At 62.3% G+C, this 25,420-nt stretch carries 23 protein-coding genes, 1 tRNA gene and 1 riboswitch; of the genes, 13 read left to right on the plus strand and 11 right to left on the minus strand.

The window, feature by feature from the left end; genetic code table 11:
• Window positions 1-11: 11 nt before the first annotated feature.
• The 4 genes from H6F58_RS14040 (at window position 12) to H6F58_RS14055 (ending at window position 6,203) form a co-directional block, all read left to right on the plus strand.
• Complete coding sequence (locus tag H6F58_RS14040; RefSeq protein ID WP_195182002.1) at window positions 12-2,066, plus strand: cytochrome c oxidase assembly protein; 2,055 nt, start codon at window positions 12-14, stop codon at window positions 2,064-2,066.
• Window positions 2,059-2,802, plus strand: a complete 744-nt coding sequence (locus tag H6F58_RS14045; RefSeq protein WP_146275971.1) for a hypothetical protein — start codon at window positions 2,059-2,061, stop codon at window positions 2,800-2,802. The genes H6F58_RS14040 and H6F58_RS14045 overlap by 8 nt, the downstream gene beginning before the upstream one ends.
• 119 nt (window positions 2,803-2,921) lie before the next feature.
• A complete protein-coding gene (locus H6F58_RS14050; RefSeq protein ID WP_186468096.1) occupies window positions 2,922-4,832 on the plus strand; it encodes an NHL domain-containing thioredoxin family protein in 1,911 nt (636 codons plus the stop codon).
• Between the two features lie 120 nt (window positions 4,833-4,952).
• Window positions 4,953-6,203 carry an MFS transporter gene (locus H6F58_RS14055; RefSeq protein ID WP_244652607.1) on the plus strand — a complete coding sequence of 417 codons (1,251 nt, stop codon included), beginning with the start codon at window positions 4,953-4,955 and terminating at the stop codon, window positions 6,201-6,203.
• Between the two features lie 17 nt (window positions 6,204-6,220).
• Here H6F58_RS14055 and H6F58_RS14060 read toward each other — a convergent pair whose 3' ends face one another.
• The 8 genes from H6F58_RS14060 to H6F58_RS14095 all read right to left on the minus strand — a co-directional run bounded on the left by H6F58_RS14060 (window position 6,221) and on the right by H6F58_RS14095 (window position 12,930).
• Complete coding sequence (locus tag H6F58_RS14060; protein WP_146275967.1) at window positions 6,221-7,243, minus strand: hypothetical protein; 1,023 nt, start codon at window positions 7,241-7,243, stop codon at window positions 6,221-6,223.
• Window positions 7,244-7,309: 66 nt separating this feature from the next.
• Window positions 7,310-8,851, minus strand: coding sequence for a helicase HerA-like domain-containing protein (locus H6F58_RS14065; RefSeq protein WP_146275965.1), 1,542 nt, complete (start codon window positions 8,849-8,851; stop codon window positions 7,310-7,312).
• 18 nt (window positions 8,852-8,869) lie between these two features.
• On the minus strand, window positions 8,870-9,637 hold the full coding sequence (locus H6F58_RS14070; protein WP_280521052.1) for an amino acid ABC transporter ATP-binding protein: 768 nt from the start codon (window positions 9,635-9,637) through the stop codon (window positions 8,870-8,872).
• Complete coding sequence (locus H6F58_RS14075; RefSeq protein WP_195182003.1) at window positions 9,624-10,289, minus strand: ABC transporter permease subunit; 666 nt, start codon at window positions 10,287-10,289, stop codon at window positions 9,624-9,626. Before H6F58_RS14075 ends, H6F58_RS14070 begins: the two co-directional genes overlap by 14 nt.
• A gap of 83 nt (window positions 10,290-10,372) precedes the next feature.
• On the minus strand, window positions 10,373-11,182 hold the full coding sequence (locus H6F58_RS14080; RefSeq protein WP_171919522.1) for an amino acid ABC transporter substrate-binding protein: 810 nt from the start codon (window positions 11,180-11,182) through the stop codon (window positions 10,373-10,375).
• Between the two features lie 88 nt (window positions 11,183-11,270).
• Window positions 11,271-12,200, minus strand: a complete 930-nt coding sequence (locus H6F58_RS14085) for an AEC family transporter (RefSeq protein WP_060702409.1) — start codon at window positions 12,198-12,200, stop codon at window positions 11,271-11,273.
• A gap of 71 nt (window positions 12,201-12,271) precedes the next feature.
• Window positions 12,272-12,342, minus strand: a tRNA-Gly gene (locus H6F58_RS14090).
• Window positions 12,343-12,438: 96 nt separating this feature from the next.
• A complete protein-coding gene (locus tag H6F58_RS14095) occupies window positions 12,439-12,930 on the minus strand; it encodes an SseB family protein (RefSeq protein ID WP_060702408.1) in 492 nt (163 codons plus the stop codon).
• Between the two features lie 111 nt (window positions 12,931-13,041).
• Here H6F58_RS14095 and H6F58_RS14100 point away from each other — a divergent pair, with 111 nt between their 5' ends.
• Together H6F58_RS14100 and H6F58_RS14105 are read left to right on the plus strand one after the other, a co-directional pair.
• The gene (locus H6F58_RS14100; RefSeq protein WP_195182004.1) at window positions 13,042-14,748 is read left to right on the plus strand and encodes a fumarate hydratase; all 1,707 of its coding nucleotides are present in this window, start codon (window positions 13,042-13,044) and stop codon (window positions 14,746-14,748) included.
• 181 nt (window positions 14,749-14,929) lie between these two features.
• A complete protein-coding gene (locus tag H6F58_RS14105; RefSeq protein WP_146275955.1) occupies window positions 14,930-15,271 on the plus strand; it encodes a hypothetical protein in 342 nt (113 codons plus the stop codon).
• 6 nt (window positions 15,272-15,277) lie between these two features.
• Here H6F58_RS14105 and H6F58_RS14110 read toward each other — a convergent pair whose 3' ends face one another.
• Window positions 15,278-16,132 carry a M15 family metallopeptidase gene (locus tag H6F58_RS14110; protein ID WP_146275954.1) on the minus strand — a complete coding sequence of 285 codons (855 nt, stop codon included), beginning with the start codon at window positions 16,130-16,132 and terminating at the stop codon, window positions 15,278-15,280.
• 215 nt (window positions 16,133-16,347) lie between these two features.
• Here H6F58_RS14110 and dcd point away from each other — a divergent pair, with 215 nt between their 5' ends.
• Window positions 16,348-16,929, plus strand: a complete 582-nt coding sequence (gene dcd, locus H6F58_RS14115) for a dCTP deaminase (RefSeq protein WP_060702404.1) — start codon at window positions 16,348-16,350, stop codon at window positions 16,927-16,929.
• 65 nt (window positions 16,930-16,994) lie between these two features.
• On the opposite strand, the gene H6F58_RS14120 is transcribed toward dcd, so the two are convergent.
• Window positions 16,995-18,317: an MFS transporter gene (locus H6F58_RS14120; protein ID WP_146275952.1), complete on the minus strand. Its 1,323-nt coding sequence runs from the start codon at window positions 18,315-18,317 to the stop codon at window positions 16,995-16,997.
• Between the two features lie 226 nt (window positions 18,318-18,543).
• On the opposite strand from H6F58_RS14120, the gene H6F58_RS14125 reads away from it, so the two are divergent.
• From H6F58_RS14125 to mnhG, 6 genes are read left to right on the plus strand one after another with little or no spacing between them, the layout of a single operon-like run.
• On the plus strand, window positions 18,544-21,513 hold the full coding sequence (locus tag H6F58_RS14125) for a Na+/H+ antiporter subunit A (protein ID WP_195182005.1): 2,970 nt from the start codon (window positions 18,544-18,546) through the stop codon (window positions 21,511-21,513).
• Entirely contained in the window at window positions 21,510-21,959 is a 450-nt protein-coding gene (locus tag H6F58_RS14130) for a Na(+)/H(+) antiporter subunit C (RefSeq protein WP_022874324.1), read from the plus strand. Before H6F58_RS14125 ends, H6F58_RS14130 begins: the two co-directional genes overlap by 4 nt.
• Window positions 21,956-23,557, plus strand: a complete 1,602-nt coding sequence (locus H6F58_RS14135) for a Na+/H+ antiporter subunit D (protein ID WP_195182006.1) — start codon at window positions 21,956-21,958, stop codon at window positions 23,555-23,557. Before H6F58_RS14130 ends, H6F58_RS14135 begins: the two co-directional genes overlap by 4 nt.
• A gap of 11 nt (window positions 23,558-23,568) precedes the next feature.
• On the plus strand, window positions 23,569-24,201 hold the full coding sequence (locus H6F58_RS14140) for a Na+/H+ antiporter subunit E (protein WP_308219401.1): 633 nt from the start codon (window positions 23,569-23,571) through the stop codon (window positions 24,199-24,201).
• Window positions 24,198-24,464: a monovalent cation/H+ antiporter complex subunit F gene (locus H6F58_RS14145; protein WP_060702400.1), complete on the plus strand. Its 267-nt coding sequence runs from the start codon at window positions 24,198-24,200 to the stop codon at window positions 24,462-24,464. Before H6F58_RS14140 ends, H6F58_RS14145 begins: the two co-directional genes overlap by 4 nt.
• Window positions 24,464-24,868, plus strand: a complete 405-nt coding sequence (mnhG, locus tag H6F58_RS14150; protein ID WP_146275944.1) for a monovalent cation/H(+) antiporter subunit G — start codon at window positions 24,464-24,466, stop codon at window positions 24,866-24,868. Before H6F58_RS14145 ends, mnhG begins: the two co-directional genes overlap by 1 nt.
• A gap of 52 nt (window positions 24,869-24,920) precedes the next feature.
• Here mnhG and H6F58_RS14155 read toward each other — a convergent pair whose 3' ends face one another.
• Window positions 24,921-25,172 carry a DUF4235 domain-containing protein gene (locus tag H6F58_RS14155; protein WP_060702398.1) on the minus strand — a complete coding sequence of 84 codons (252 nt, stop codon included), beginning with the start codon at window positions 25,170-25,172 and terminating at the stop codon, window positions 24,921-24,923.
• Window positions 25,173-25,245: 73 nt separating this feature from the next.
• Window positions 25,246-25,369, plus strand: a riboswitch (TPP riboswitch).
• The last annotated feature ends 51 nt before the right edge of the window (window positions 25,370-25,420 follow it).

A 25,420-nucleotide genomic window follows, 5' to 3' on the forward strand; every position in this document is an offset into this window, starting at 1 on the left:
ATAAGAAGGATATGGATACAGCACAGCGCACGGTTTCAGCCACCCGCTTCATCCTGCCCGGACTGCTCGCTTCGGCGGCAGTTTTCCTGGCCGCGGTGATGTTCACCGGCATTGCCCGCCCGGCCGAATTGGCCGACCCGGGAGCCTTTATCCGCTGGAGCCTGCCGATCGCCCGTGCGATCCACCATTCTTCCATGTCAGTGGCCATTGCAGCGCTGATCTTTGCCGCCGCGATCCTGCCGCGCAGCAAAAAAGTCACCCGCGATGTGCAGGGCGCCGATCATCCGGCCTTCAGCCGCGCGATGAACATTGCCGCCTCAGCGGCGGTGCTGTGGACGCTGTCGGCCGCCAGCGTGATGGTGCTGACCTTCTGGGACCTGGCCGGCCTGCCGATCAACTTGGACGCGCAGTATTCAGCGGCGATCCTCGACTACATCCTGTCGATCACCACCGGCCGGGCCTGGGCCTGGATGGTGGTGATCGCCGCGGTGGTCAGCTCGCTGGCCTTGGCGGTGCGATCCAAGACCGGGGTGGGAGCCACCGCGTTCTTCTCGCTGTTCGGCATCCTGCCGCTGGCCTTCATCGGCCATGCCGCCGGGGGAGATGACCACTTTGCCGCGGTGAACTCCATCGGCCTGCACCTGCTGGCCGTGGTCCTGTGGTTTGGCGGCATTATCGTGCTGGCGCTGCTGGCTCCGACACTGGCCGGCGAAGCCCCCGGACGCAAGCGCGGCCAGGTGCTCGCCGGAGTGGTGCTGCAGCGCTATTCGGCGCTGGCCGCCTTTGTGGTGTTCTTGATGATCGGTTCCGGGCTGGCCTCGGCGGTCATCCGCATCACCAGCTGGGAACAGTGGCTGACCCCCTACGGCACCCTGGTGATCGCCAAGCTGCTGATCACCCTGGCCCTGGGCGCGCTGGGCCTGTGCCACCGGCGCTTTGTGATCCCCAAGCTCCTGGCGGGGCAGTACGGAGCGCTGCGCGCGGCCTGGCAGATCGTGCTCGGCGAGGTCATCCTGATGGGCTCGGTCATGTCGCTGGCCACCGTGCTGGCCCGCACGGCGCCGCCGACCTCCGATGAAGCCCCGGCGCAGACCACCCCGGCGCGCCTGCTGACCGGCTACGACCTGCCGCCGGCCCCGGATACCGCCAGCTGGTTCACCACCTGGCGGATGGACTGGATCTGGGTGGCCGTGTGCCTGTTCGGGCTGGCCGCCTACCTCTGGGCGTTCATCACCCTGGCCCGCCGCGGGGACAAGCCCAGCGTGTTGCGCCTGGCCAGCTGGCTTGTTGGCCTGATTGCGCTGTTCTACGTGACCAGCGGCGGCGTGGCGGTGTACGGGAAGATCCAGTTCTCCACCCACATGGTCGACCACATGTCGCTGACCATGATCGTGCCGATCTTCCTGGTGCTCGGCACCCCGATCACCCTGCTGCTGCAGGTGCTGCCGGCGCGCACCGACGACACCCGCGGCCCGCGCGAATGGATCCTCTTCCTGGTGCATTCGCGCTACTCCAAGGTCATCACGCACCCGATTTTCGCGGCCGTGAACTTTGCCGGGTCGATCGTGGTCTTCTACTTCACCCCGATCCTGGAACCGGCCATGCTCTACCACGCGGGCCACGAGCTGATGAACCTGCACTTCCTGCTCACCGGCTACCTCTTTGCGCTCTCGCTGGTGGACGCCGATCCGGTGCCCAAGCGCTACCCCTACCCGATGCGCCTGGTGGTCTTGCTGGCCACCGTCGCCTTCCACGCCTTCTTCGGGGTGGCGCTGATGAGCACCGAAACCCTGCTGGCCCCGGACTACTTCGGCAATATGGGCCGCACTTGGGGCGGCAGCGCGTTGGAGGACCAGGTGGTGGGCGCCGGGGCGATGTGGGCCATCGGCGAGGTGCCCACCCTGGTGCTGGCCATTTTTGTGGTCCTCTCCTGGCTCAAGCAGGACAAAAAAGACACCAAGCGCTATGACCGGCAGGCAGATCGCGACAACGACGCCGAGCTGGAAGCCTACAACGCGATGTTCGCCCGCTACCAGCAGGCCGATAAGAGGAACCCGAATGCCTAAGAAAATGACTGTGGCCCTGGCCCTGTGCGCTGCGCTGGCCCTGAGCGGCTGCTCGTCCACCCAGGCGCAAATGCCGCAGGACCAGACCCACAAGAAGGCCGCCGAGGCCACCGCCAGCCCGAGCCCCAGCGAATCCGCACGCCAGTTGACCACCGCCGAGGTGGCCACCACCGCCGGCGCGGTGCTCGCCACCGAGCTGGGCTTCCCGAACAGCGCCAAGATCCAGGGCAAGGACCTTGAAGCGCTGGCCACGCCGCCCACCGATACGCTCAAGGACATTGTGGTGCTGCCGGCGCAGTGCTCGGCCCCGATCAACGACCTGAACTGGTCGCCGGTGCAATTGGGCACCGAATCGGCGCGCACCGATTTCACCAATGCGAACCAGTCCATCACCGGTTCGGTGGAAGTGGCGAAGCTGGGTGCAAATGGCGCAGCCGCGGTCGACTCGCACAACAAGAATGTGCGCACCATCGTGGAGCAGTGCAAGTCCGCGAAGCTCAACGGCATGGACTACACCGAAACCCTGAAGTTCTCCGATCCGCAGGTGGACTCCGTGGATTCGGCCCTGTATTACAGCCGCGATGGGCAGTACGCACAGAATTCGCTGGTGCTGATCAAGAAGACCAAGCAGTATGCGGTGATGGTCTCCTTTGTGGCCGGCAGCTCGCTGGCCGACGAAAAGTTCAACAAGGTGGCCACCAGCGTGATGGATGCGGCCATCGCCCAGCTGCCCTAGCGGAATAGAAGCCGGGTGGCACCTGTTGCACCTCAATGTTCCTTAACACCGTTTAGTACTGCCCCGGACCGTGGCCGATAATGAAGTTCTAACTGCCGAGCCACGGCAATTGCGAAAGGATGACCATGAGCGCAACAGAATCGGTCCGCGCCAACTACAAGGTGCGCGCCAGCGAACTGCTGGGCCGCAACTGGCTGAATACCGGCGGCAAGCAGCTGGACCTTGAAGCCCTGCGCGGCAAGATCGTGCTCCTGGACTTCTGGACCTTCTGCTGCATCAACTGCCTGCACGTGCTGGACGAGCTGCGCCCGCTCGAGGAGCAGTACTCGGATGTGCTGGTCACCGTGGGCGTGCACTCGCCAAAATTCGAGCACGAAGCGGACCCGGATGCGCTGGCCGCGGCCGTGGAACGCTATGAAATCCATCACCCGGTGCTCGATGACCCGGAGCTGGTCACCTGGCAGGCCTACGGCGCCCGCGCCTGGCCGACCCTGGTGGTTTTGGATCCCGAAGGCTACATCGTCGCGCACCTGTCCGGCGAGGGCCACGCCCAGGGCCTGGGCTCGCTGGTCGATGAACTGATCGCCGAACACGAAGCCAAGGGCACCTTGCATCGCGGCAATGGACCGTACGTCGCCCCGGAAGCCCGCGAGGGCGACCTGCGCTTCCCGGGCAAGGCCATCGCCCTGGACAACGGCAACTTCCTGGTGGGCGACTCTGGCCACCACCGCCTGGTGGAGCTGGACGCGGACTTCTCGGTGGTGCGCACCATCGGCTCGGGCGCCAAGGGCTACGCCGATGGCGACGCCGGCACCGCCCAGTTCAACGAGCTGCAGGGCCTGGCCGCGCTGCCTGCGGAACTGGCTGCGGAGGTGGGCTACGACGTGATCGTCGCCGACACCGTCAACCACCGGCTGCGCTCGGTCAACCTGGCCACCGGCCAGGTGGGCACCGTGGCCGGCAACGGCGTGCAGCGCCTGCTGGATTCGGACAACGCGCGCCAGGAAACCCAGCCCACCGATTTGGGCACCGATGCGCTGAATATTTCGCTGTCCTCACCATGGGATGTGCTCTACCACCCTTCGGGCCAGGTCATCATCGCGATGGCCGGGACCCACCAGATCTTCGCCTTCGACCCGCGCACTACCGCGGTCTCGGTCTTCGCCGGCACCGGCCTGGAGGGCCTGAACGACGGCACGCCGGATGAGGCCTGGTTCGCCCAGTCCTCGGGCCTGGCGCTCTCCGGCGAGAACGTGTGGATCGCCGACTCGGAAACCAGCGCGCTGCGCTGGATCGAGGTCCAGGACGGCGAGGCGAAGAGCGTGAACACCGCGATCGGCACCGGGCTGTTCGACTTCGGCTTCCGCGATGGAGCCGCCGAGCAGGCCCGCCTGCAGCACCCGCTGGGCGTGGCGGTGTTGCCTGATGGCTCGATCGCGATTGCGGACTCCTACAACGGGGCGGTGCGCCGCTTCGACCCGGCCACCAAGACGGTGTCCACCCTGGCCAAGGGCCTGAAGGAGCCAGCCGATGTGCTGGTGGATACCTCCGTGGACGGGGACCCGGTGCTGCTGGTCGTGGAGACCAACACCCATCAGCTGGTGCGCATCCCGATCCCTGCCGAGGCATTGGTCGTCGATGAGGGCGCCAGCCAGACCCAGCGCCCGAAGACCCGCGTGCAGTCCGGAAACCACGAGATCCTGGTGCGCTTTGCCGCTCCGAAGGGGCAGAAGCTCGATGACCGCTGGGGCGACCCGACGCAGTTGAAGATCTCGGCCAGCCCCGAAGAGCTGATCCTGGAAGGCGGCGGCACCTCGGTGGGCCTGACCCGCACCCTGGTGCTCAACCCCGAGGTTTCCGAGGGCGTGCTGCACATTACCGCTCGTGCCGCGGCCTGCGATGGCGAGCCGGGCGGCGAGATCCCGGATCACGCGGCCTGCCACCTGTACCAGCAGGACTGGGGCATTCCGGTGCTGCTCGATGCCCAGGGCGAGAACGAGCTGCTGCTCGACCTTCGCGGCGTGAACTAGCCGCAGAGGCCAGGGAAGCGCGCAACCCGCAGCGGGGAATGCAGAGGAAACCTCAGCATTCCCCGCTGTGCCGCATTAGACTGTAGTGCGGGAGGCACCGGAGGGATCCGGCGAGAGCTTATGGCAGTGAAAATGTTCCGGGCATTGGAAATACCCAACTACCGGTTGTGGATCATCGGCGCCCTGGTCTCGAATATCGGCACCTGGATGCAGCGCGTAGCCCAGGACTGGCTGGTGCTGACCGAACTGACCAACCATGACGCGGTAGCCACCGGAATCACCACGGGCCTGCAATTCCTGCCCGTCCTGCTCCTGGCACCCTATGCCGGGCTGATCGCCGACAGGTTCAACAAGCGCCGGCTGCTGATGGCGACCCAGAGCTTCATGGGGCTGTGCGCACTGGTCCTGGGGCTGCTGGTCGTCACGGATTCGGCAGAACTCTGGCACGTATACGTGCTGGCCGGGCTGCTGGGCATCGGCGCCTCCTTTGACGCCCCGGCCCGCCAGGCCTTCGTCTCCGAGGTGGTTCCCGGAAGCCACCTGGCCAACGCGGTGGCGCTGAACAGCGCCAACTTCAACCTGGCCCGCCTGGCCGGCCCCGGCATTGCCGGCGTGGTGATCGCACTGGTGGGCACCGGCCCGGCGTTTTTGCTCAACGGCGCCTCATTCCTGGCGGTGATCAGCTCGCTGGTGTTCATGCGCAAGGACGCCCTGCATCCCACCACTCCGGTGGCCCGGGCCAGGGGGCAGGTGCGTGAGGGGTTCAGCTATGTCAGAAGCCGCAAGGACCTGGTGCTGATCTTCTTCCTGGCCTTCATCATCGGCACCTTCGGGCTGAATTTCCAGCTGACCAATGCGCTGATGGCCACCGACGTCTATGGGGTGGGCGCAGGGGAGTACGGCATCCTGGGCAGCATCATGGCGGTGGGAACCTTTGCCGGGGCGCTGCTGGCGGCGCGGCGTTCGGCCCCGCGCTGGCGTTTCCTGATCGGCGGCGGGGTGTTCTTCGGCTGCGCGGCCCTGGCCAGCGCCTGGATGCCGAACTACCTGCTTTTCGCCCTCATGCTCATCCCGGTGGGACTGGGAGCGCTGACCTTCTTGAACAGCTGCAACACCATGGTGCAGATGTCGGTGCCCGGGCAATACCGGGCCCGGGTGCTGGCGTTGTACCTGATGGTGGTGCAGGGCGGGACGCCGATCGGCTCGCCCCTGGTGGGCTGGTTTGCCGAGCTCTTCGGCACGCAGATCGCCGTGTCCATTGGCGCGGTGCTGTCCCTGGTGGCGAGCTTGCTGGCGCTGTTCTTGTGGCAGAGGTTCAAGACCAACGCGGTGCCGCTGCGCAGCCAGTTCCGCGAATTGCTCGGCCGATAAGCTCCCGGCCGCAAGAACTACTGTGCGGGCTGTTCGCCGCCGGCCACCGGAACCACGGAGACTTCGGTGGTGCTGGTGGTCAGCTCCGCGGTGAAGGAATAGGTGTCCTTGATGGTCTTCTTTTCCTTCACCCCGGTGCGCAGATCCTGCTCGGTCAGCGTCAGATTGGCGGTGGTTGTCAGCGGGGAGAGCACCCACGCGCCGTTGTAGTAGCTGACATCGATCTTCGGGTATTTGGCGATGTCCCACTTGATGGTGGAGGAATCAACGCGCGCCGAGGTGTTGTAGGCGAAGGGGCAGCCCGAAGGCATCAAGACCTGCTGGCTGGCGCAGCCGTCCAGGTATTTCTTGACCTTGGAGTTGATCGCGGAGACAAAGGCCTTGGTCGGCTGCGTCTTCAACGCGATCTCCACTGGCTCCTTGGCAGGCTGGGTGACCACGACACCGCGGGTGTCGGCGGAAAAATTCTTGGTGCTGAAGCTTGCATCCAGCACCGAGGGATAGAAGACCGGCAGGGTACTGACACCGGCCTCCAACGGGATCTTCTGCTCGTTGACGGCCACCTCATTCACCGTGTTGGCCTTGATCTTCACGCTGGGCAGGGTGGACGGTTCGAACTCCCACTTGTCGAAGAAGAACCAGGACTTGCCGGCATGGCGCAACGTGTAGGTGGACTGCTGGTCCACGCCCGTGGCCTTGTAATGCGCGGTCACGGTGCGCAGCTCGCTGTCTCCGTCCACCGGCTGCGGCTTGTCGGTGCTGAAGTCCGTGATGCCGGCCTGGGTGCGCTTGAGCACCTCGCCGTCCAGCGCTACCGCATCGCCCTTCGGCACACTGGCCTGCATCAGCCCCAGGGCCTTGGCGCCTTGGCCGTCGGCGAGGTAGCGCTGCAGGACCTTGACCTCGTGCGCAGGGGAGAACAGGGTGCGATTAGCGATTATCACGCCGGCAACAGCCAGAACGAGCACTGCCACCGCGGCAAGGGCCCAGCGAAGGGCCAGGCGGGTGGCGGCGATCGGCGTGGAGTTAGGAGTCTTCATCAGTAGCTAGGCTATCTGGTTTCGGGCTCCGGACTGTAACCGGCAGGTCAAAAACGGCGGGTCTTCTCAACGGCGGCGGCGCTTTCGGTTGCCGAACATTCCGCGCAGCAACTCGCGCCCAATCATCGATGCGGCGTCCAAGGCCATGTCCATCATCGGGTTCGGCTGTGCCGGGGCCTGCCGCTCGCGAGGCGCTTCGGCCTGCTGCGCGCCAGCCGGTGCCTCAGCTGGTTGCTGCGGCGTCGCCGTAGCAGCGGGGGCGGCTTTGGCTTCCAGCAATTCCCGGGCCGATTCGCGGTCCACGGCGGTGGCGTACCGCGAAGCCAGCGGGGAGGCCGACAGATTCTCTTCCAGAACCTGCGGCGATGCCGGGCCGATGGTGGACCCTGGCGAGGACATCCTGGTCCATGCCACCGGGGTGGGTGCGCCCTTTTCGCCGAGCACGGTAATCACCGCTTCGCCCACGCCAGCCTGGGTCAGCGCCTCTTGCAGGTCCACGCCGTTGACCGGGAAGGTCTTGATGATCTCCTTGAGCGCGCTCTGGTCCTTGGCGGTGAAAACGCGCACCGCATGCTGGATGCGGTTGCCCAGCTGGCCCAGCACCTCATCGGGCAGATCGGTGGGGGACTGGGTGATGAAGAACAGGCCCACTCCCTTGGAACGGATCAGGCGCACGGTGTTGATGATCGCGTCGGTGAACGCCTTGGTGGCGTCCTTGAACAAGAGGTGTGCTTCGTCAAGGAAGAACACCAGCTTCGGCTTGTCCAGGTCGCCGGCTTCGGGCAAGTCCTCGAACAGGTCCGCGAGCAACCACATCAGGAAGGTGGAGAACAGCATCGGCTGCTGGTTCACCGAAGGCAGTTCCAGCACGTTGATCACGCCGCCGGTTTCGCGCACCTGCAAGAAATCGGCGGTGTCGAATTCCGGCTGCCCGAAGAACTGGTCCAGTCCCTGGGATTGCATGATCGTGATGCCACGCAGGATGACCGATGCGGTCGCCGCGCTCACCCCGCCCAGGCCCTTCAGCGCTTCGGCGCCCTGGTCGCTGACCAGGAAGCTGATGACCGACTTGACGTCGTTGAGGTCATCGAGCAGAAGCTTGTTGGTGTCGGCATAGTGGAAAATCAGCTGCAGGCATTCTTCCTGGGTTTCGTTCAGCTCCAGGACGCGGGCCAGCAGGATCGGGCCAAAGGCATCGACGCTGGCGCGCACCGGGGTGCCGTGGGCCCCTTCGCCCAGCGAGAGGAACTCCACCGGGTTGGCGCGGGGAGAAAATTCCTTGCCGAGTTCGGCCAAGCGGGCGGTGAGCTTTTCCGAGCCTTCGGCGCTTTGGGCCAGTCCGGAGAGATCCCCCTTGATGTCGGCGAGGAATACCGGAACACCGGCCTTGCTCAGCTGCTCTGCCATCAGCTGCAAAGTGACCGTCTTGCCGGTGCCGGTAGCACCGGCGACCAAGCCGTGGCGGTTGAGCATTTTCAGCGGCAAGCGGATCGGCGCGGTGGGCTCGGGCTTGCCGTCAATCAGGGCTGCGCCCAGATCGAGGCTCTCGCCTTGGAAGTTGTAGCCTTCGATGAGGCCTGCCAGCAATGCATTTGTATCCTGGGTCATAGCGCTACTCTATGCTTTCTAGAACGGGTGCAAAAGACGTTGGACGAAGGCTTGTGTGCGGGGATTTGCCGGCGTGGACAGAACCTGGGCAGCGTTTCCGGTCTCCACGACCACTCCGCCATCCATGAAGACGACGGTATCGGCCACATCCCGGGCGAAGGCCAGCTCATGGGTCACCAGCACCATGGACCATCCCTCCTGGGCCAGTTCCTTGATGACGCTGAGCACTTCGCCAACAAGTTCGGGATCCAGCGCACTGGTCGGCTCGTCGAAGAGCAGCAGGTCGGGTTGCTGCATCAGCGCGCGGACAATGCCTACGCGCTGCTGCTGTCCGCCGGAGAGCGAATTCGGGTAGGCCTCGGCTTTGGAGCCCAGCCCCACGCGATCCAGGAGCTTGCGCGCTTCCAGCAGCACCTGGTCGCGCGGGCGCTTTTGGACTTCGATCGGCCCAATGCTGACATTTTGCAGCACCGTCAGGTGCGGGAAGAGATGGTGCCCCTGGAAAACCATGGCTGAACGATCGCGCAGCACCTGCGCTGATTTTGGCTTGGTTGTGGCATCGAAGCTCACCGCCGGGCCGCCTTCAAAGCCGACGGTTCCCGCATCCGCGATTTCCAGCCCATTCAGGCAGCGCAGGGCTGTGGTCTTTCCTGAACCGGAGGGGCCGATCAAGGCCACGACTTCGCCGGAGTGCACGGAAAAATCGATGCCCTTCAGCACCTGGTTCTCGCCGAAAGCCTTGTGCAGGCCGGTGACGCTGAGCAAGGTTGTGCTACTTGGCGACATACTTTTCCAGCTTTCCTTCAACAGAGTTCTGCAGCGCAGAGAGCAACAGGCAAATGATCCAGTAGATCGCGGCCGCTTCGCAGTACAGGAGCATGAACTCGTAGGTCGAGGCCGTGATCTCCTGGGCCTTGCGGAACATTTCGGTGACCAGAATGGTCGAGGCCAACGAGGTGTCCTTCACCAATGAGATGAAGGAATTGGACAGGGGAGGAATCGCCACGCGGGTGGCCTGCGGAAGGATCAACCGGTACAGGCTGCGCGTGCGCGACATGCCCAGGGTGTATCCGGCTTCCCATTGTCCGGCTGGGACCGAGAGGATCGCGGCGCGGATAATTTCTGTGGCATAGCCGCCGATGTTCAGGCTGAAGGCAATGATCGCACTGGGCCAGGGATCAATGGTGATCCCCAGGCTGGGCATGCCGTAGAAGATGACAAACAACTGCACCAGCAGGGGAGTGCCGCGAACAATCGAAATGTAGACCCGGGCGATGCCCGAGAGCGCCGGGTTTTTGCTGATGCGCATCAGCGCCATCAGCAAGGCGATCGCCAGTCCGAGGGCAAAGCTGATCAGCGCGAGCGGAATGGTTGCCGTGATTGCGCCATGGGCCAGTGGCCAGAGCGAATCGATGAATAACTGCCAATTCGAATCCATAAGCTACCTTTGAGACAAACGAGACTGGCCCCACGCTGGAGACGTGTGGAGCCAGTCTACTGTTTCACCAGGGATGGTACCGGTTATTTGCTGATGTCCTCGCCGAAGTACTTTTCAGAGATCGATGCCAGTTCGCCATCGGCACGCAGCTCGTCCAGGGCGCCATCGATCGCTTCTTGCAGATCCTCCGAGCCCTTGCGCAGGGTGACTGCCGACTCGCTCTTGTCCTCGGATTCGGCGGCGATCTTGATGCTGTCATCCGGATTGGTCTTCTGTGCATCCAGGAAGGTCAGCTTGTCATTGACGGTGGCATCCACTCGACCCTGCTTGAGCAGGGTGACCGACTGGGCCCACCCCTCCACCGGCTCGATGGTGGCTCCAGCGGCCTTGGCTGCCTCATAGAAGCTGCTGGTCAGCGACTGCGCGGTCTTCTTGCCCTTGAGCGAGTCGAAGGAGGTGATGTCGGTGTTGTCGCTCTTGGTGACAACGACGCCCTCGGAAACGGTGTACGGCTTGGAGAAGAGGTATTTTTCTTCGCGTTCCGGGGTAATGGCCACCTGGTTGGCGATCACGTCAAAGCGTCCGGCATCCAAGCCGGCAAAAATCGCGTCCCACTGGGTTTCCTGGAATTTGACCTCAACACCCATCTTTTCGCCGACGGCCTTGATGACCTCAACGTCGTAGCCGGTCAGATCGCTGCCTTCATGGAAGGAAAAGGGGCGGTAGGTTCCCTCGGTGCCGACGGTCAGCACGCCGGCGTCCTTGACCTTTTGCAGGGCTGAACCGTTCTGCTCGGACGAGGAGGAGCCAGCGGTGCCGCTAGATGAACCGCAGGCGCTCAGGGATAGGGCAAGAATTGCGGTGGTAGCCAGCAGTGGAACGGTGCGCTTCATGGTGACCTCATTCAAAAAAGGGGTGATTATGCTCTAGTCCTAACAACAGTCTAGAGACATCCGCTTATTCCGAAGCTCAAAAGTTACACTAAATTCCCAGCATGACGGCCAGCAACATCATCAGCGGTATCGCGCAGATGGTCGTGATGAGCACCGTATCCTTGGCCACGGTCACCCCGTGGTTGTAGCGCGAGGCGGTCACGAAGATATTTTGCGCGGTAGGCAGGCCGGCCATGATCACCGAAGCGACCAGCATTTCTCCGCGCAGCCCGAAGGCCAGATAGGCCAGCACCCAGGCCAGCGCCGGGTGGATGACCAGTTTTGCAGCCGTTCCGATGAGCACATCGGCGCGTCGGCCGGACTTCTTCTCCAGCGGCCTGGACCCCACCAGCGAGATGCCGAAGGCCATCAGCATGCATGGAATCGAGGCGCCGGCAATCAGATCGATTGGTTCAAGCACGATCGAGGGCAGGCTGAAGCCGGTCAGCGCGACGACGAGGCCAAGCATGGAGCCGATGATCATCGGGTTTTTCGCGGTGGCCACCAGCAGTGCCAGCGGCGTGGTGCGGTGGCGCGAGGTGGTGGCATCCAGCATCGCCAAATTGATCGGCTGGTACAGCGCCAGCTGGAACAAGATGATGGGTGCGGCAAAAGACGCATCGCCAAGGACATAGAGGGCGATCGGCAGCCCGAGGTTGGCCGAGTTCACGGTGGACGCGGACATCGCGGCAATGATCCGCTCCGAAGCCGAGCGCTTCAGCCAGCGCGCCGTCGCCAGGTAGTAGACCAGGGCAGTCAGCGCAGCGGAGATGGCGGCCACCCACAATAGCGGGCCCAGCACGGCGACGGGATCGGACTCGGCCAAGGTGGTGAACAACAGGGCCGGGCTGGCAATGAAGAAGGTGACCCGGCTCAGGACATTGCGCCCCTGTTCGCCCAGCACCCCGGTGCGCCCAACCAGATATCCAACGGCGATCACCACCCAGATGATGGAGAAGCCTTCGAGGACTCCGGTCATCATGCTCCTTGGGCGTTGGCCTGGTAAAACGAAAACGTCGGGGCACCTGATGGTACCCCGACGTCAGTGCGAGCGGGCGACGGGAATCGAACCCGCGTATCGAGCTTGGGAAGCTAGCGCTCTACCATTGAGCTACGCCCGCAGGTGCACCGAGCGGCCTAATGACGGCTCGGGCAACAATCAGCATATCCCACGAATTCGTCCGGCCGGTAAACGGCGCGGATAATCGTGCGGAAAGTTACGCCTGGCCTTCGGATTTCTGCTTCAGCAGCTGCTGCTGCAAGATGGCCACGCCATCAGCGGGTACCTCGAAGCTCAGCTCATCGCCCGGGTTCACTACGAATCCGGTGTTCTCCAGTGCGCGCACCACGGTGGCGCCTTGGACCTTGACGCCAAATGGCGCCTGGTCGATGTAGCTGGACGGAATGCGTTCCAGAGTGGTGAACAGCGCCACCACGGCCTCGCCGGTCGGGTTGGTCAGCAGCATCGGCTGGGCGTTCTTGTTCTCTTCGGTGACCTCTTCGCGGGAGAGGAAGTACACCTCGGCGCTCATGAAGGCGCCAATGACGGAACCGGACAACTCAGGCTTGTTTAGACCGGCCTGCAGCATCATTTCGAAGTGCGTTTTAGGCTTGGCACGGTGCTGGTCCATGGGCGTCTCGATGATCGCATCCGGGATTTGTGTCGGATTCTGGCCATCGTGCGCAGCTGGGGTGTTCTCGGTGCTCATGTACTCCAGCATGTCGCGATAAAGCCTCAGGTGCAAACGGCGAATGCGGGAAAATCGGGGTAAAGGCCTAAAATGGCAGATGAGCATCCACGATTGAATCAAGGACAGAGCATGCCTGAATTCCGTTATGAGGATCTTCTGCCTATTGGCGAAGATACAACCCCATACCGCAAGATTTCCTCCGAAGGCGTCGAGGTCGTCGCCGGCCCGGACGGGAAGAACTTCCTCAAGGTCGCACCAGATGCCTTGGAGCAGCTGGCCGAAACCGCACTGCACGACATCTCGCACTACCTGCGCCCAGCCCACCTGCAGCAGCTGCGCAACATCCTCGACGATGAGGAAGCCAGCCCGAACGACAAGTTCGTTGCACTGGATCTGCTGAAGAACGCCAACATCGCAGCCGGCGGCATCCTGCCGATGTGCCAGGACACCGGCACCGCGATCGTGATGGGCAAACGCGGCCAGCGCGTCCTGTCCGAAGAGCAGGATGAAATCTCGCTCTCGCGCGGCATCTACAACGCCTACACCAAGCTGAACCTGCGCTACTCGCAGCTGGCACCGATCACCACCTGGGAAGAGAAGGCCACCGGCAACAACCTCCCGGCGCAGATCGACCTGTACGCGAACACCAAGGACGGCGCTGACACCAGCTACAAGTTCCTGTTCATGGCCAAGGGCGGCGGATCGGCCAACAAGTCCTTCCTGTACCAGGAGACCAAGGCCATCCTCAACGAGAACTCGATGCTGAAGTTCCTTGACGAGAAGCTGCGCTCGCTGGGCACCGCGGCCTGCCCTCCGTACCACCTGTCCATCGTCATCGGCGGCACCAGTGCCGAAATGGCGCTGAAGACCGCAAAGTACGGTTCAGCCAAATATCTGGACTCGCTGCCTACCGAAGGCGCGATGACCGGCCGCGGTTTCCGCGACACCGAGCTGGAAGAAAAGGTCCTCGAATTGACCCGCCACTTCGGCATCGGCGCGCAATTCGGCGGCAAGTACTTCTGCCACGACGTGCGCGTGGTGCGCTTGCCTCGCCACGGTGCTTCGATGCCAGTGGCCATCGCAGTATCCTGCTCGGCTGACCGCCAGATGCTGGCGAAGATCACCGAAGAGGGCCTGTTCGTGGAGCAGCTGGAAACCGATCCAGCCCGTTTCATGCCAGAAGAAAACCACCCGGCCGTGGCCGCCCACGACGATGAAACCGACGGCGTCACCGGCACCGGTGGCAGCTCCGTGGTGAAGATCGACCTGAACAAGCCAATGGATGAGATCCTGGCCGAACTGACCAAGTTCCCGGTCAAGACCCGCCTGTCGCTAACCGGCCCATTGGTGGTTGCCCGCGATATCGCTCACGCCAAGATCAAGGAACGCCTGGACGCCGGCGAAGAGATGCCGCAGTACCTCAAGGACCACCCGGTCTACTACGCAGGTCCGGCGAAGACCCCGGAAGGCATGCCTTCGGGCTCCTTCGGCCCGACCACGGCAGGGCGCATGGATTCCTATGTGGACCAGTTCCAGGCAGCCGGCGGCTCGATGGTCATGCTGGCCAAGGGCAACCGTTCCAAGCAGGTCACCGATGCGTGCAACACCCACGGCGGCTTCTACCTTGGTTCCATTGGCGGCCCAGCCGCACGCCTGGCCCAGGATTGCATCAAGAAGGTCGAAATCCTCGAATACGAGGAATTGGGCATGGAAGCCATTTGGAAGATCGAAGTCGAGGACTTCCCAGCCTTCATCGTCGTTGACGACAAGGGCGAGGACTTCTTTGCCGAGACCTTGAAGCCGACCTTCACCGGCATTCCGGTACGCGCAAAGTAGATTTCGGCGTTCTGGAGGGGGACTGCCAGCGGTTATCGCAACCGCTGGCAGTCCCTGTGCAATTCCTAGCCGATGCACAGGCTGCGGCGGGGGATAAAAGCCTGAATACCGGGGGCTGCTTCGGTAGAATTCATGGTGCTTCGCATGCGCTGGATGCATTACCGGGATGAAGGGCAGGACTGTGAGACGGCTACTGGTCGTGAATGTGCTGCTGGGCATCCCCGGAATTATCTACTATTGGATGCTGAGCCTCATGGTGCTTGCCGATCCGCTGACCACGTGGGGGAGGGCAGCCCGGGACCTCTATGAGGCCCACTCGTTCTTGCCTGTCCAGGTAGTGCTCGGCCCGCCACTGGCCATCGGAACCATGATCTGGGTGCTGTCCAACGTGAACTTGATCTACCGCAGGAAGCGCGCAGGCGCCTGCCAGAAAACCAGTGGCAAGTACTTGCACTGGGGCATTGCGCTGGTGGCCTCGTTGATCCCGACCGCCGTGTTTCTGGGTATTGCGGTGTTCTTCTAGGCAGCCTTATTTTTCAGTGAAGCCGAAGCCCCAGTCACGGTAGGGCGGCAAGAAGCGCAGGACCAGAAGGTCGTCTTCCTTCATCACGCCGTGGCCAGCCTTCTGGGCGTCCTTATCGGATTCCTTGCCGGCTTCCTTGTCGGCTTTTTTCGAGCCGGCTTCTTCCTTCGGTGCTTCCAGCGACTTTCTGAGCATCTGGAAGTAGTCTTCATAGGTCTGTGCGCCAGATTCAGCCAAGGCCTTGGCATGATCCTTGCCGATGTAGCGCACATGCCATGGCTCGTATTTGTAGCCGGTGATCTCTTCTTTGCCCTGCGGGTAGCGGATGATCAGGCCGTAATCCCCGGCATGCTCGGCAATCCAGATGCCTGCGGGAGTTTGGCCGAATTCTTCCTTCAACTCAGCCCGGCTGTTGGTGTATCCCAGGTCTGCTGCCAGCCCGAGCTGGTGCTCGCTGGTTCCGGGGCGTGCCGAAATGCGTTCAGCATAAGCCGTCCCGTACTTCGCTTGATATTGGCTGAACAGGGCCGCTTGGCGTTGATATGAGCGGTAGGCACTGAGCAGCTTGATGGAGTGCCCGGCAGCTCGGGCATCAGCGATGAGGTCCTCGACGGCTTCTGCGGCTTCGGGGCGCAAGGCCAGCCCGGTGCCGCCAACACCCACCAGGTTGGCCGGGGTGTAATCCTCAGGCGACAGCTTGGTGGTTGGATTGATAAGGGCCAGCATGCTCGACGCATCTGAAAGCTGTGAGCTTTCAACGGCAGGCAGGTCTTCGGCTGGCGCGGCCAGCGCAGCCGGAACTGCACAGAGCAGCAGTGCCGCGGAAAGAACGGAGCTGGTCAGCGCGGAGGCTAGACGCATGATGTGATGAACCCTTGTGTTGCGAAGTGATGATGAAGGGGCAAACCCCAATCCCACGATAGCTGGAATTGCTGGGGAAGTAATGGGAATTGCGTCACGGCCGCAGTGAACAAATGATGACTTTCCGTGGATTGGCGGTCCATTCCAAACAAGAAAACCTACATATTTCTTCGAAGAGTTCAACGATTGGGCATTCTCACGATAAATTTGAAGGCGTGTTGTATTCAGATGGTGACATTCGTCGAGAAATAGCGTCCGGGGAGATTGGGCTTGAGCCCTTTGAACCGAATATGGTCCAGCCCGCATCAGTGGACGTTCGTATTGACCGGTTCTTCCGGCTCTTCGACAACCACAAATATGCGCACATCGATCCATCGGTGGAACAAGATGAGCTCACCCGATTGGTCGAGGTTGACCCGGACGAGCCTTTCATTCTGCACCCCGGCGAATTTGTGCTCGGCTCGACCTACGAAGTAGTGACCCTCGGACACTCCATCGCAGCGCGGTTGGAAGGCAAGAGCTCGCTCGGGCGTCTCGGATTGCTGACCCACTCCACAGCAGGCTTCATCGATCCTGGCTTCTCGGGCCACGTGACCTTGGAACTTTCCAACATGGCCACCTTGCCAATCAAGCTCTGGCCGGGATCGAAGATCGGCCAGCTGTGCTTCTTCAAGCTGACCTCAGCCACCGAGCACCCTTATGGTTCTGGCCCCTATGGAAACCGGTACCAGGGCCAGCGTGGCCCCACGGCCTCGCGCAGCCACCTGAACTTCCATCGCACGAACATCGAAAGCTGAACACAATAATGGATCGGCCCCGCGGGGCCGATCCATTGTGCTATCTGCCTCAAGGCAGCACTTGCCTAGGCATCTGGATTCCGCGGCGATCGAATCGGCAACAACAGAAGCAAGCCGAGAGCCAGCACCACGAGGATGCCCAGGATGCCAAAACGCTGGGCGCTCCCCGAAGCGACAAACGGGGTGGCCAAGGCAATGGACAACCCGAAAAGCCCGGGTGCCAAGAACGACACCGCTCGCCCGGTCGTAGCGTAGAGGCCGAAGAGCTCACCTTCGCGTCCGGCGGGGACCAGCCGGGAAAGGTAGGACCGCGAAGCGGACTGGGCGGGACCGACGAACAGGCACAACAGCAATCCGAAGATCCAGAAGCCGCTGGCCCCGGGAGAGAGGAAGACCCCGGCGCCGGCAACCAGCAGTCCCGCCAGCGAACCACAGATGACCTTTTTCGGTCCTAGCGTGTCGTCGAGCCGGCCGCCCAATACTGCGCCGAGGGCTGCGACCAGATTGCCGGCAATGGCGAAGATGATGACTTCCGAGGGGGCGAAGCCGAACGTTCCGGCAGCGATGACGCCGCCAAAGGTGAAGATCGCGGCGAGGCCATCGCGGAAGACTGCGGATGAGCAGAGGAAGAAGAGCAGGTTGCGGTCGCTGCTCCACAAGTTCCTGATGGTCGCAAACAGCACCTTGTAGGAATCCTTGAGCGGGATTTTGACTGCACTGGCCGGTGGGGATTCGGGGATGATGAAAAACAGCGGCAGGGCAAAGACCAGGCACCAGCCCGCCGAGAAGAGAGCGATCAATCGCAGATTCAGCGAGTTCTCGCTGGAAGCCCCCGGCCACTGGACGATCGGTTCAACGAATCCGAAGAGCACGAGTGCCAAGGCGAGAATTCCGCCAACGTAGCCCATGCCCCAGCCGAATCCTGACACCTTGCCGACGGTGGCCTTGGTGGAGATCTGGTTGAGCACGGCGTTGTAGTTCACCCCGGCAAACTCGCTGACCACCGACATCAACGCGATAAGAATGGCCCCGAACCACAAGAACGCCGGATTCGGGTAGACAAAGAAACAGGCGGCGCAAATTGCAACGAGGATCAGCGTATTGACCACAATCCATAGTTTGCGCCTGCCAGCAGCATCAGCGCGCAACCCGGTGACGGGCACCAAAAAGGCGATGGCCAGGCCGCCGACGGTCAGCGCCTGGGAGAGCACCAGGGAGGCATGGTCCTTGTCGCCAAAAAGATCGCTGGTCAGGTACACCGTGAATACAAAGGTGATCATGACAGCGTTGATGGCGGCCTGGCCCCAGTCCCAGCTTGCCCATGCCAAGGTGTACTTGTTGAGCCATTTTTCGCTCACTGGCCCCGACATCGGCTGATTGATTGACATGGTCGAATCGTACCCGTTGCATGAGAACCATTGGTGAGCCCCACACAGAAATTAGGCGTTCCTGCGTAAAAGCCCAAAATCAGCTGATCGCGGAAACAGCAGAAAATATGCAGCCAGCGGCGCATTCCACGGAATCAGGCAGCGGCCGGCTGATAAAATTACAGGTGCAGACTATTTTTTCGTGGTCATCGCACTCTGCCCATCCGCCAGACGACAGAGGAGACACGTGCTAGTAATTCTCGCTGCGTTGTTTGTGACCGCTTTTTTGTGCCCGATGCTCTTCCGGGCGCTGAAACGAAACGCCTTTTATGTGGTGGCGGTCGTCCCGGCAGCGGGATTCGCCTGGCTCTTGACTCAGCTTCCGGTGGTGCTCGCCGCCGATGATTCCTTGGCCAACGGTGCGCCGAACGCACCACCATCCATTGGCATTCAGTGGATTCCCGGACTGAATATCGGATTGAACTTCCGGCTGGATTCGCTAGCGGCCACGATCCTGCTGCTGATTCTCGGCGTCGGCGCGCTGGTGCTGTTCTACTGCGCCCGCTATTTCAAGAACGATGACCCGCAAATCGGTGGATTCGCCGCCAAGATGGTCGCCTTCGCCGGAGCAATGACCGGCCTGGTCACCGCGGACGACGTGATCATCATGTTCATCTTCTGGGAAATCACCAGTGTCCTGTCGTACCTGCTGATTGGTTTTAACCAGGCCCTGATCACGGCCCGCCGTTCGGCGATGAATGCGCTGATTGTGACGACCCTGGGCGGGCTGGTGATGCTCGCCGGCATCTTGATGATCGGTGCCAAGGCCGGAAGCTACCAGCTTTCCGAGATCATCGCTTCTTCAGATCAGCTGGTCGCCTTGGGCGGCTACACTGACGTGGCAGTGGCCCTGATCATTGTGGGCGCCATTTCCAAGTCGGCGCTGGTGCCCTTCCACTTCTGGCTGCCCGGCGCCATGGCCGCGCCAACCCCGGTCTCCGCCTATCTGCACGCTGCCGCGATGGTCAAGGCCGGCGTCTACCTCATCGCCCGGCTGGCACCGGGCTTCGCCGACACCAACCTGTGGGCGCCGATGACGGTGGGCATCGGCATTGCGACCATGCTGATCGGCGGCTTCCGTGCGCTCAAGCAGTACGACCTCAAACTGATCCTGGCCTTTGGCACCGTCTCGCAGCTCGGATTCATCATCGCGATATTCGGCTTCGGCACCCCGGAAGCCGCCTTCGCCGCGCTGGCCATGACATTGGCGCACGGGCTGTTCAAGGCGACGCTGTTCCTCAGCGTGGGCATCATCGACCACAACACCGGCACCCGCGATATTCGAAAGCTCAGCGGGCTGCGCCGTGCCATGCCAATCCTCACAGCCACCGCCGGGATCGCGGCGGCTTCGATGGCCGGAATCCCGCTGCTCTTCGGGTTCGTCGCCAAGGAAGCAGTCTACGAGTCAGCGTTGCACCTTGACACCCCGTGGGGCATGATCGCGCTGATCGGTCTGGTGCTGGGCGCCGGATTGACCATGGGCTATTCGCTGCGGTTCTTCTTCGGGGCTTTCGGGGTGAAGAAGCATTCGGTGCCTGCGCTGATCTGCAAGGCGCCCACCCTCATTTTCCTGGCACCGCTGCTGGTGCTTTCGGCGCTGACGCTCGTCCTTGGCGTCTACCCTCAGCTGGTGGAACCGCTGATGCTGCAGTGGTCTGAGGCCCAGGGCGGACCAGGCAAGATGCACCTGCTGCCGTTTGCCGGTTTTAATGCGGCCCTCGGGCTGAGCGCGCTGTCGGCGAGCTTGGGCCTGGCCTTCTACTGGATCCGCCGGCGAACCGATACCGGGGCACCGCTGCGCCGGATGACGGTCTCGGCCGAAGAAATCTACCGCATGTCGGTGAACGCCTTGGACATGGCGGCGATTTGGATCACCGGTCGCACCCAGCGTGGTTCGCTGTCCTTCTACCTGGGAGTGATCCTGGGCGTAGTGCTGGTGCTTCCGCTGGGCATCGCCCTGACCGTGTCTACGCCATGGCCACAGAACTGGATTGTTGCCGATCATCCTGCCCAGCTGCTGATCGGCGCGATTATTATCGCCGGCGCCGTGGTGGCAATCATCGCCCCGAAGCGCTTCATGGCGGTGCTGATGGTCTCGGTTACCGGCTATGGCATGGTGGCAATTTTTGCGCTGCAGGGGGCACCGGATCTGGCACTGACCCAGCTGCTGGTCGAAACCATCGTGCTGGTTTCCTTCGTGCTCGCCCTGCGCGCCCTGCCCAAGCGCTTGTGGGGCGGTGTGGTCCGGATCAAGTGGGGCCGCGCCCTGATGGCGATTGCCTTGGCAGTGATGGTCATTTACATTGCCATCGCCATGATGGGCGCCCGCCAAGAAGCCAGCATCTCGCTGGCCTGGCCGGAATTGGCCTACAACCAGGGCTACGGCAAGAACATTGTGAACGTTGCCCTGGTGGATATGCGCGTGTGGGACACCTTCGGTGAAATCACCGTGCTGGCGGCAGCTGCCACCGGCGTGGCGTCGCTGATCTTCGCAGGACGCAGCTTCGGCAACCGGGTGCGTGCCCACGAGGTGGCCCCGGGAAGCATCGATTCGGGCTCCGAAGCCATGGGCGGCAAGGACTCCAAGGAAGTGGAACTGCGCATTGCCAGGCGTTTCGCCTCCAGCGGCAACCAGGACTGGCTGATGGCAGGAAGCACCCTGGTCGCCGAACGGCGCTCCATCATTTTTGAAGTGGTCACCCGCCTGATGTTCCACTCGGTGCTGATCCTCTCGGTCTACACGTTGCTCACCGGGCACAATACGCCAGGTGGCGGTTTTGCCGGAGGGCTGATCGCAGGGCTGGCATTAACCATCCGCTACCTGGCCGGAGGACGCATCGAGCTCTCCGAGTCCATGCGGATCGCCCCGGGCATGCTGATCGGTGGCGGTATCGCGCTGGCCGGGCTGTCCGGAATTGTGCCGCTGCTGATGGGCGATGAAATTTTCACCACCTACGCCATGGAATTCTGGTTCTTCGGCGACCACAAGTTTGTCACCTCAACCATCTTCGATATCGGCGTCTACCTGGTGGTGCTGGGCCTGGTGCAGGATGTCTTGCGTTCGCTGGGCAGCGAGATCGATTCGCTCTCCGAAGGACGCAGCCCGGTGGATCGCCACGACTTTGTTGAAGCATCACGGACAGGAGTTGGACGATGAGTGTGAACATCACCTTCCTCGTGATTACCGGGGTGCTGCTGGCGGCCGGATTCTATCTGGTCCTTGAACGCACGCTGACCCGCGTGCTGCTGGGCATCATGCTGCTGGGCAACGGCATCAACCTGCTGATCCTCACCAGCGGCGGCCGGCGCGGAGTGGCACCGCTGTTCCAATCCGGATTGGCTGCCGAGGAGTATTCGGATCCGTTGCCGCAAGCCCTGATCCTCACGGCCATCGTGATCACCTTCGCAGTCACCGCCTTCCTGCTGGCCATGATCTACCGTTCCTGGACGTTGACCAGCGCCGATGAACTGGCCGATGACACCGAAGATATCAAGGTCTCGCAGAAGACCGCATACGACGAAGAGGAAGACTCGCCGGTGGCAGAGGATACGACCGAATTCGTTGACGAAGAGGGCCGCCCAGTGCGCGAGGGGGAAGAGTGAATTTTCTGGATCTAGCACCCCTGGCCGTGGTCTTGCCGATTATCGGTGCCGGGGCGGCGTTCTTGGCACGGCGGCAGGTGCGCACCCAGCGCCTGATCACCATCGGGATCCTCTGCTTGACCCTCGTGCTGGAAGCGGGCATGCTCGCCGCGGTATGGGGAGGCGAAAGCTACGCCATCCACATCGGCGGCTGGGAGTCGCCCTTTGGCATCGCGCTGATGGTCGATGGCTTCAGCTCCTTCATGCTGCTGATTTCCACCCTGGTCTCGCTGGCCGTGCTCTTCTTCGCCACCAGCCAGGGCCTGGCCGACGGCGATGAGCCCGGCCCGGTGTCGGTCTTCCATCCGGCCTACCTGATCCTGCTCGCCGGAGTGTCCAACGCCTTCCTGGCCGCCGACCTGTTCAACCTGTACGTCGGGTTCGAAATCCTGCTGACCGCCAGCTACGTGCTGCTGACCCTGGGTGGAACTGCCGAACGCATCCGCGCCGGTACCACCTACGTGGTGGTTTCGGTGGTGTCCTCGGTGATCTTCCTGATGGCCATCGCCATGACCTATGCGGCGACCGGCACGGTGAATATGGCCGACCTGGCCGTGAAGCTGCCCGAACTGGACCAGGGCCCGCAATTGATCTTGCATGTGCTGCTGCTGATTGCCTTCGGCATTAAAGCGGCAGTGTTCCCGCTGTCCCTGTGGCTTCCGGACTCCTACCCGACGGCACCGGCACCGGTGACCGCGGTGTTCGCCGGCTTGCTGACCAAGGTGGGCGTCTACGCAATCGTGCGCACCGAAACACTGATTTTCCCGGGTGGCGCTGTGAACGCCGGGCTGCTGGTGGTGGCGGCGCTGACCATGGTGATCGGTATTCTAGGTGCGCTGGCGCAGACGGACTTCAAGCGCATGCTCTCCTTCACCCTCACTAGCCACATCGGATACCTGATTTTCGGCGTGGCTGTCGGGGGACCGCTGGCCATTGCGGCGACCATCTACTACGTGGGCCACCACATCATCGTCCAGACCTCGCTGTTCATGGTCGCTGGCCTGATAGAACGCCGTGCCGGAAGCTCGAATGTCACCAAGCTGGGCTCGTTGGCCAAGCTTTCCCCGGCCCTGTCCCTGCTCTTCTTCATTCCGGCGATCAACCTCGGCGGCATTCCTCCGTTCTCCGGTTTCCTGGGCAAGTTCGGGCTGCTCCATGCCGCCGTGCAGGATGCCGACCCGCTGACCTGGGTGGTGGTGGGCGCCGGCCTGCTGACCAGCCTGCTGACGCTGCTGGCGATCATTCGTGTCTGGGCCCGCATCTTCTGGCGTCGCGCCGCCGATGCCGAGGTGCCGAACCAGGAACTGGTGGATGAAGCAGCCCAGGTGGCGGCCGAAACCGCCGCTGGTGGAGCGCAGAACCCCGGCCTGGGCCTGAAGCTGGCCCGGGAATTGGAAGCTGCGTCCCTGCCCTGGGGCATGCGCTATGCCACCGGGTCGCTGGTGGCAGCGGGTATTGCCCTGACTATTTTTGCCGGGCCGATTTTTGAATTCTGTGAACGGGTCGCCGCGGAGCTCATTGCCCGCGACGCATACATCAACGCGATCTTGCCATTCTGATTGGAGGGATGATGCCGACTAAAAACTTGAAACCCGGTGACCAGCGTATTGATGATGCGCTGGATACCGCAGGCGTGCGCCACCGGGCGACACTCAAGCAGGAATGGCCGCTGCTGGCCCTGCTGATTTTTGTGTGGTGCGCACTGTGGCAGGATTTCTCGCCGGCGAACCTGATCTTCGGTGTGATTATCGCGCTGGTCATCGTCACGCTCTTTCCGTTGCCTCCGGTGGTGCTTTCGGGACGCATGAACGTTTGGTACTGCCTGCAGCTATTCATCTGGTTTGTCGGCCAGGTGTTCGTGGCCAGCTTCGAAGTGGCCCGACTGGCCATCTTCCGGGGGAAGAAGACCCGCAGCGGCGTCATTGCGGTGCCCCTGCGCACCGACTCGGATCTGATCGTCACAACGGTTGGCCATGTGCTGACCCTGATCCCGGGATCCTTCGTCATTGACGTGGACCGCAGTTCCTCAACGCTGTACTTGCACTACATCAATATCGAATCAAGGCAGGATATGGACCGTGCCCGCGAAGCCGTGCGCGACATTGAACGCCGGATGATCATGGCCATCGGCAGCCGGGATGAGTTCGACGCGATCAAGCACGAATGCGGACCGAACCTGATGCGAATGAAGGGCAAAAAATGATGGAAATCGTGATGTGGATTTGCGGCATCATGCTGGGCTTGGCCACCGTTGCCTGTGTAATCCGCGTGGCCAAGGGCCCCTCGATTCTCGACCGCGTCCTGGCACTGGACGTGATGCTGCTGATCATCTCCGTGGCCCTGTGCCTGGAGATGGTCTACAACCGGCACTCCGACTACCTGCTCTTCGTCATTGCCGCTTGCACGTTGGGCTTCATCGGTTCGGTCACCGTCTCGCGCTACGTTTCTGACCAGAGGAATGCCTGATGGAGATGTTCGTGGATATTCTCGTGGCGGTACTGCTGATTGCCGGTTGCCTCATGTCGCTGATTGCCGGTATTGGCCTGCTGACCTTTCCCGACATGCTCACCCGCATGCATGCCGCAACCAAGCCCCAGGTCCTCGGGTTCTTGCTGATCTTCACCGGGCTGGCGATTCATCTGCGCAGCTGGGCTGTGGTTCCCGTGCTCTTCCTGGCATGGGGGATGCAGTTGTTGACCGCACCGGTTTCGGCCCATATGATCGGGCGCTCCGGCTACCGCACCAAGCACGCTGCCAAGGACTCGCTCTATGCCGATGAGCTCAAGCAGATTGTGGACAAGACCAGCAGTGCCCCGCCTACCGGAACCTTCGATGCAACCTCGGGTGCAACGGGAAAATCTGAAGACTAGGACAACAAAGCACGGGCATCCCGCCGACGGCGGGATGCCCGTGCTTCATGTGCTACTTGCTAAAGCGTGCGACTACCTTGTTGCTACCGCGGTCTGCCAGCACCTGGATGGTGGCTGCCACGATGGCCGAGAAGATCGCAAATCCTAGAGCCTGGCGCAGCGAAGCCTCGGCGGCTTCTTCACTGCCCTTGCGGGGTGCCTTGTTTCCGGTGAAACCCTTCCACAGCTGGTCAACCAGCTTGCTGCCGACAAAACCGGCGCCAATGGAAATGCCCGTGGTGGCAAGTTTCTGCACTGTATTCATTTTGCCCTCGCTTCAACGTCGTGACTTATCGTTCCTCTGCCCAGCATACCTGCGGTATGGTAGGTGGGCAGTAATTTTCCGACAGGGGAGCGTCAGACTTCGAAACTGGAGTCGCAAGACGCTGAGAGTGCGATAGATCGCAGACCCTCGAACCTGCTCCGGCTAGTACCGGCGAAGGAAGTCGAGCATCTCGGATGCGGACCGGGAGCATTGTGCCCTGGATCCGTACATCTCCCCTCCTTGATATA

It is taken from the genome of Glutamicibacter sp. FBE19 (assembly GCF_015524875.1).
Taxonomy (GTDB): Bacteria; Actinomycetota; Actinomycetes; order Actinomycetales; family Micrococcaceae; genus Glutamicibacter; species Glutamicibacter halophytocola.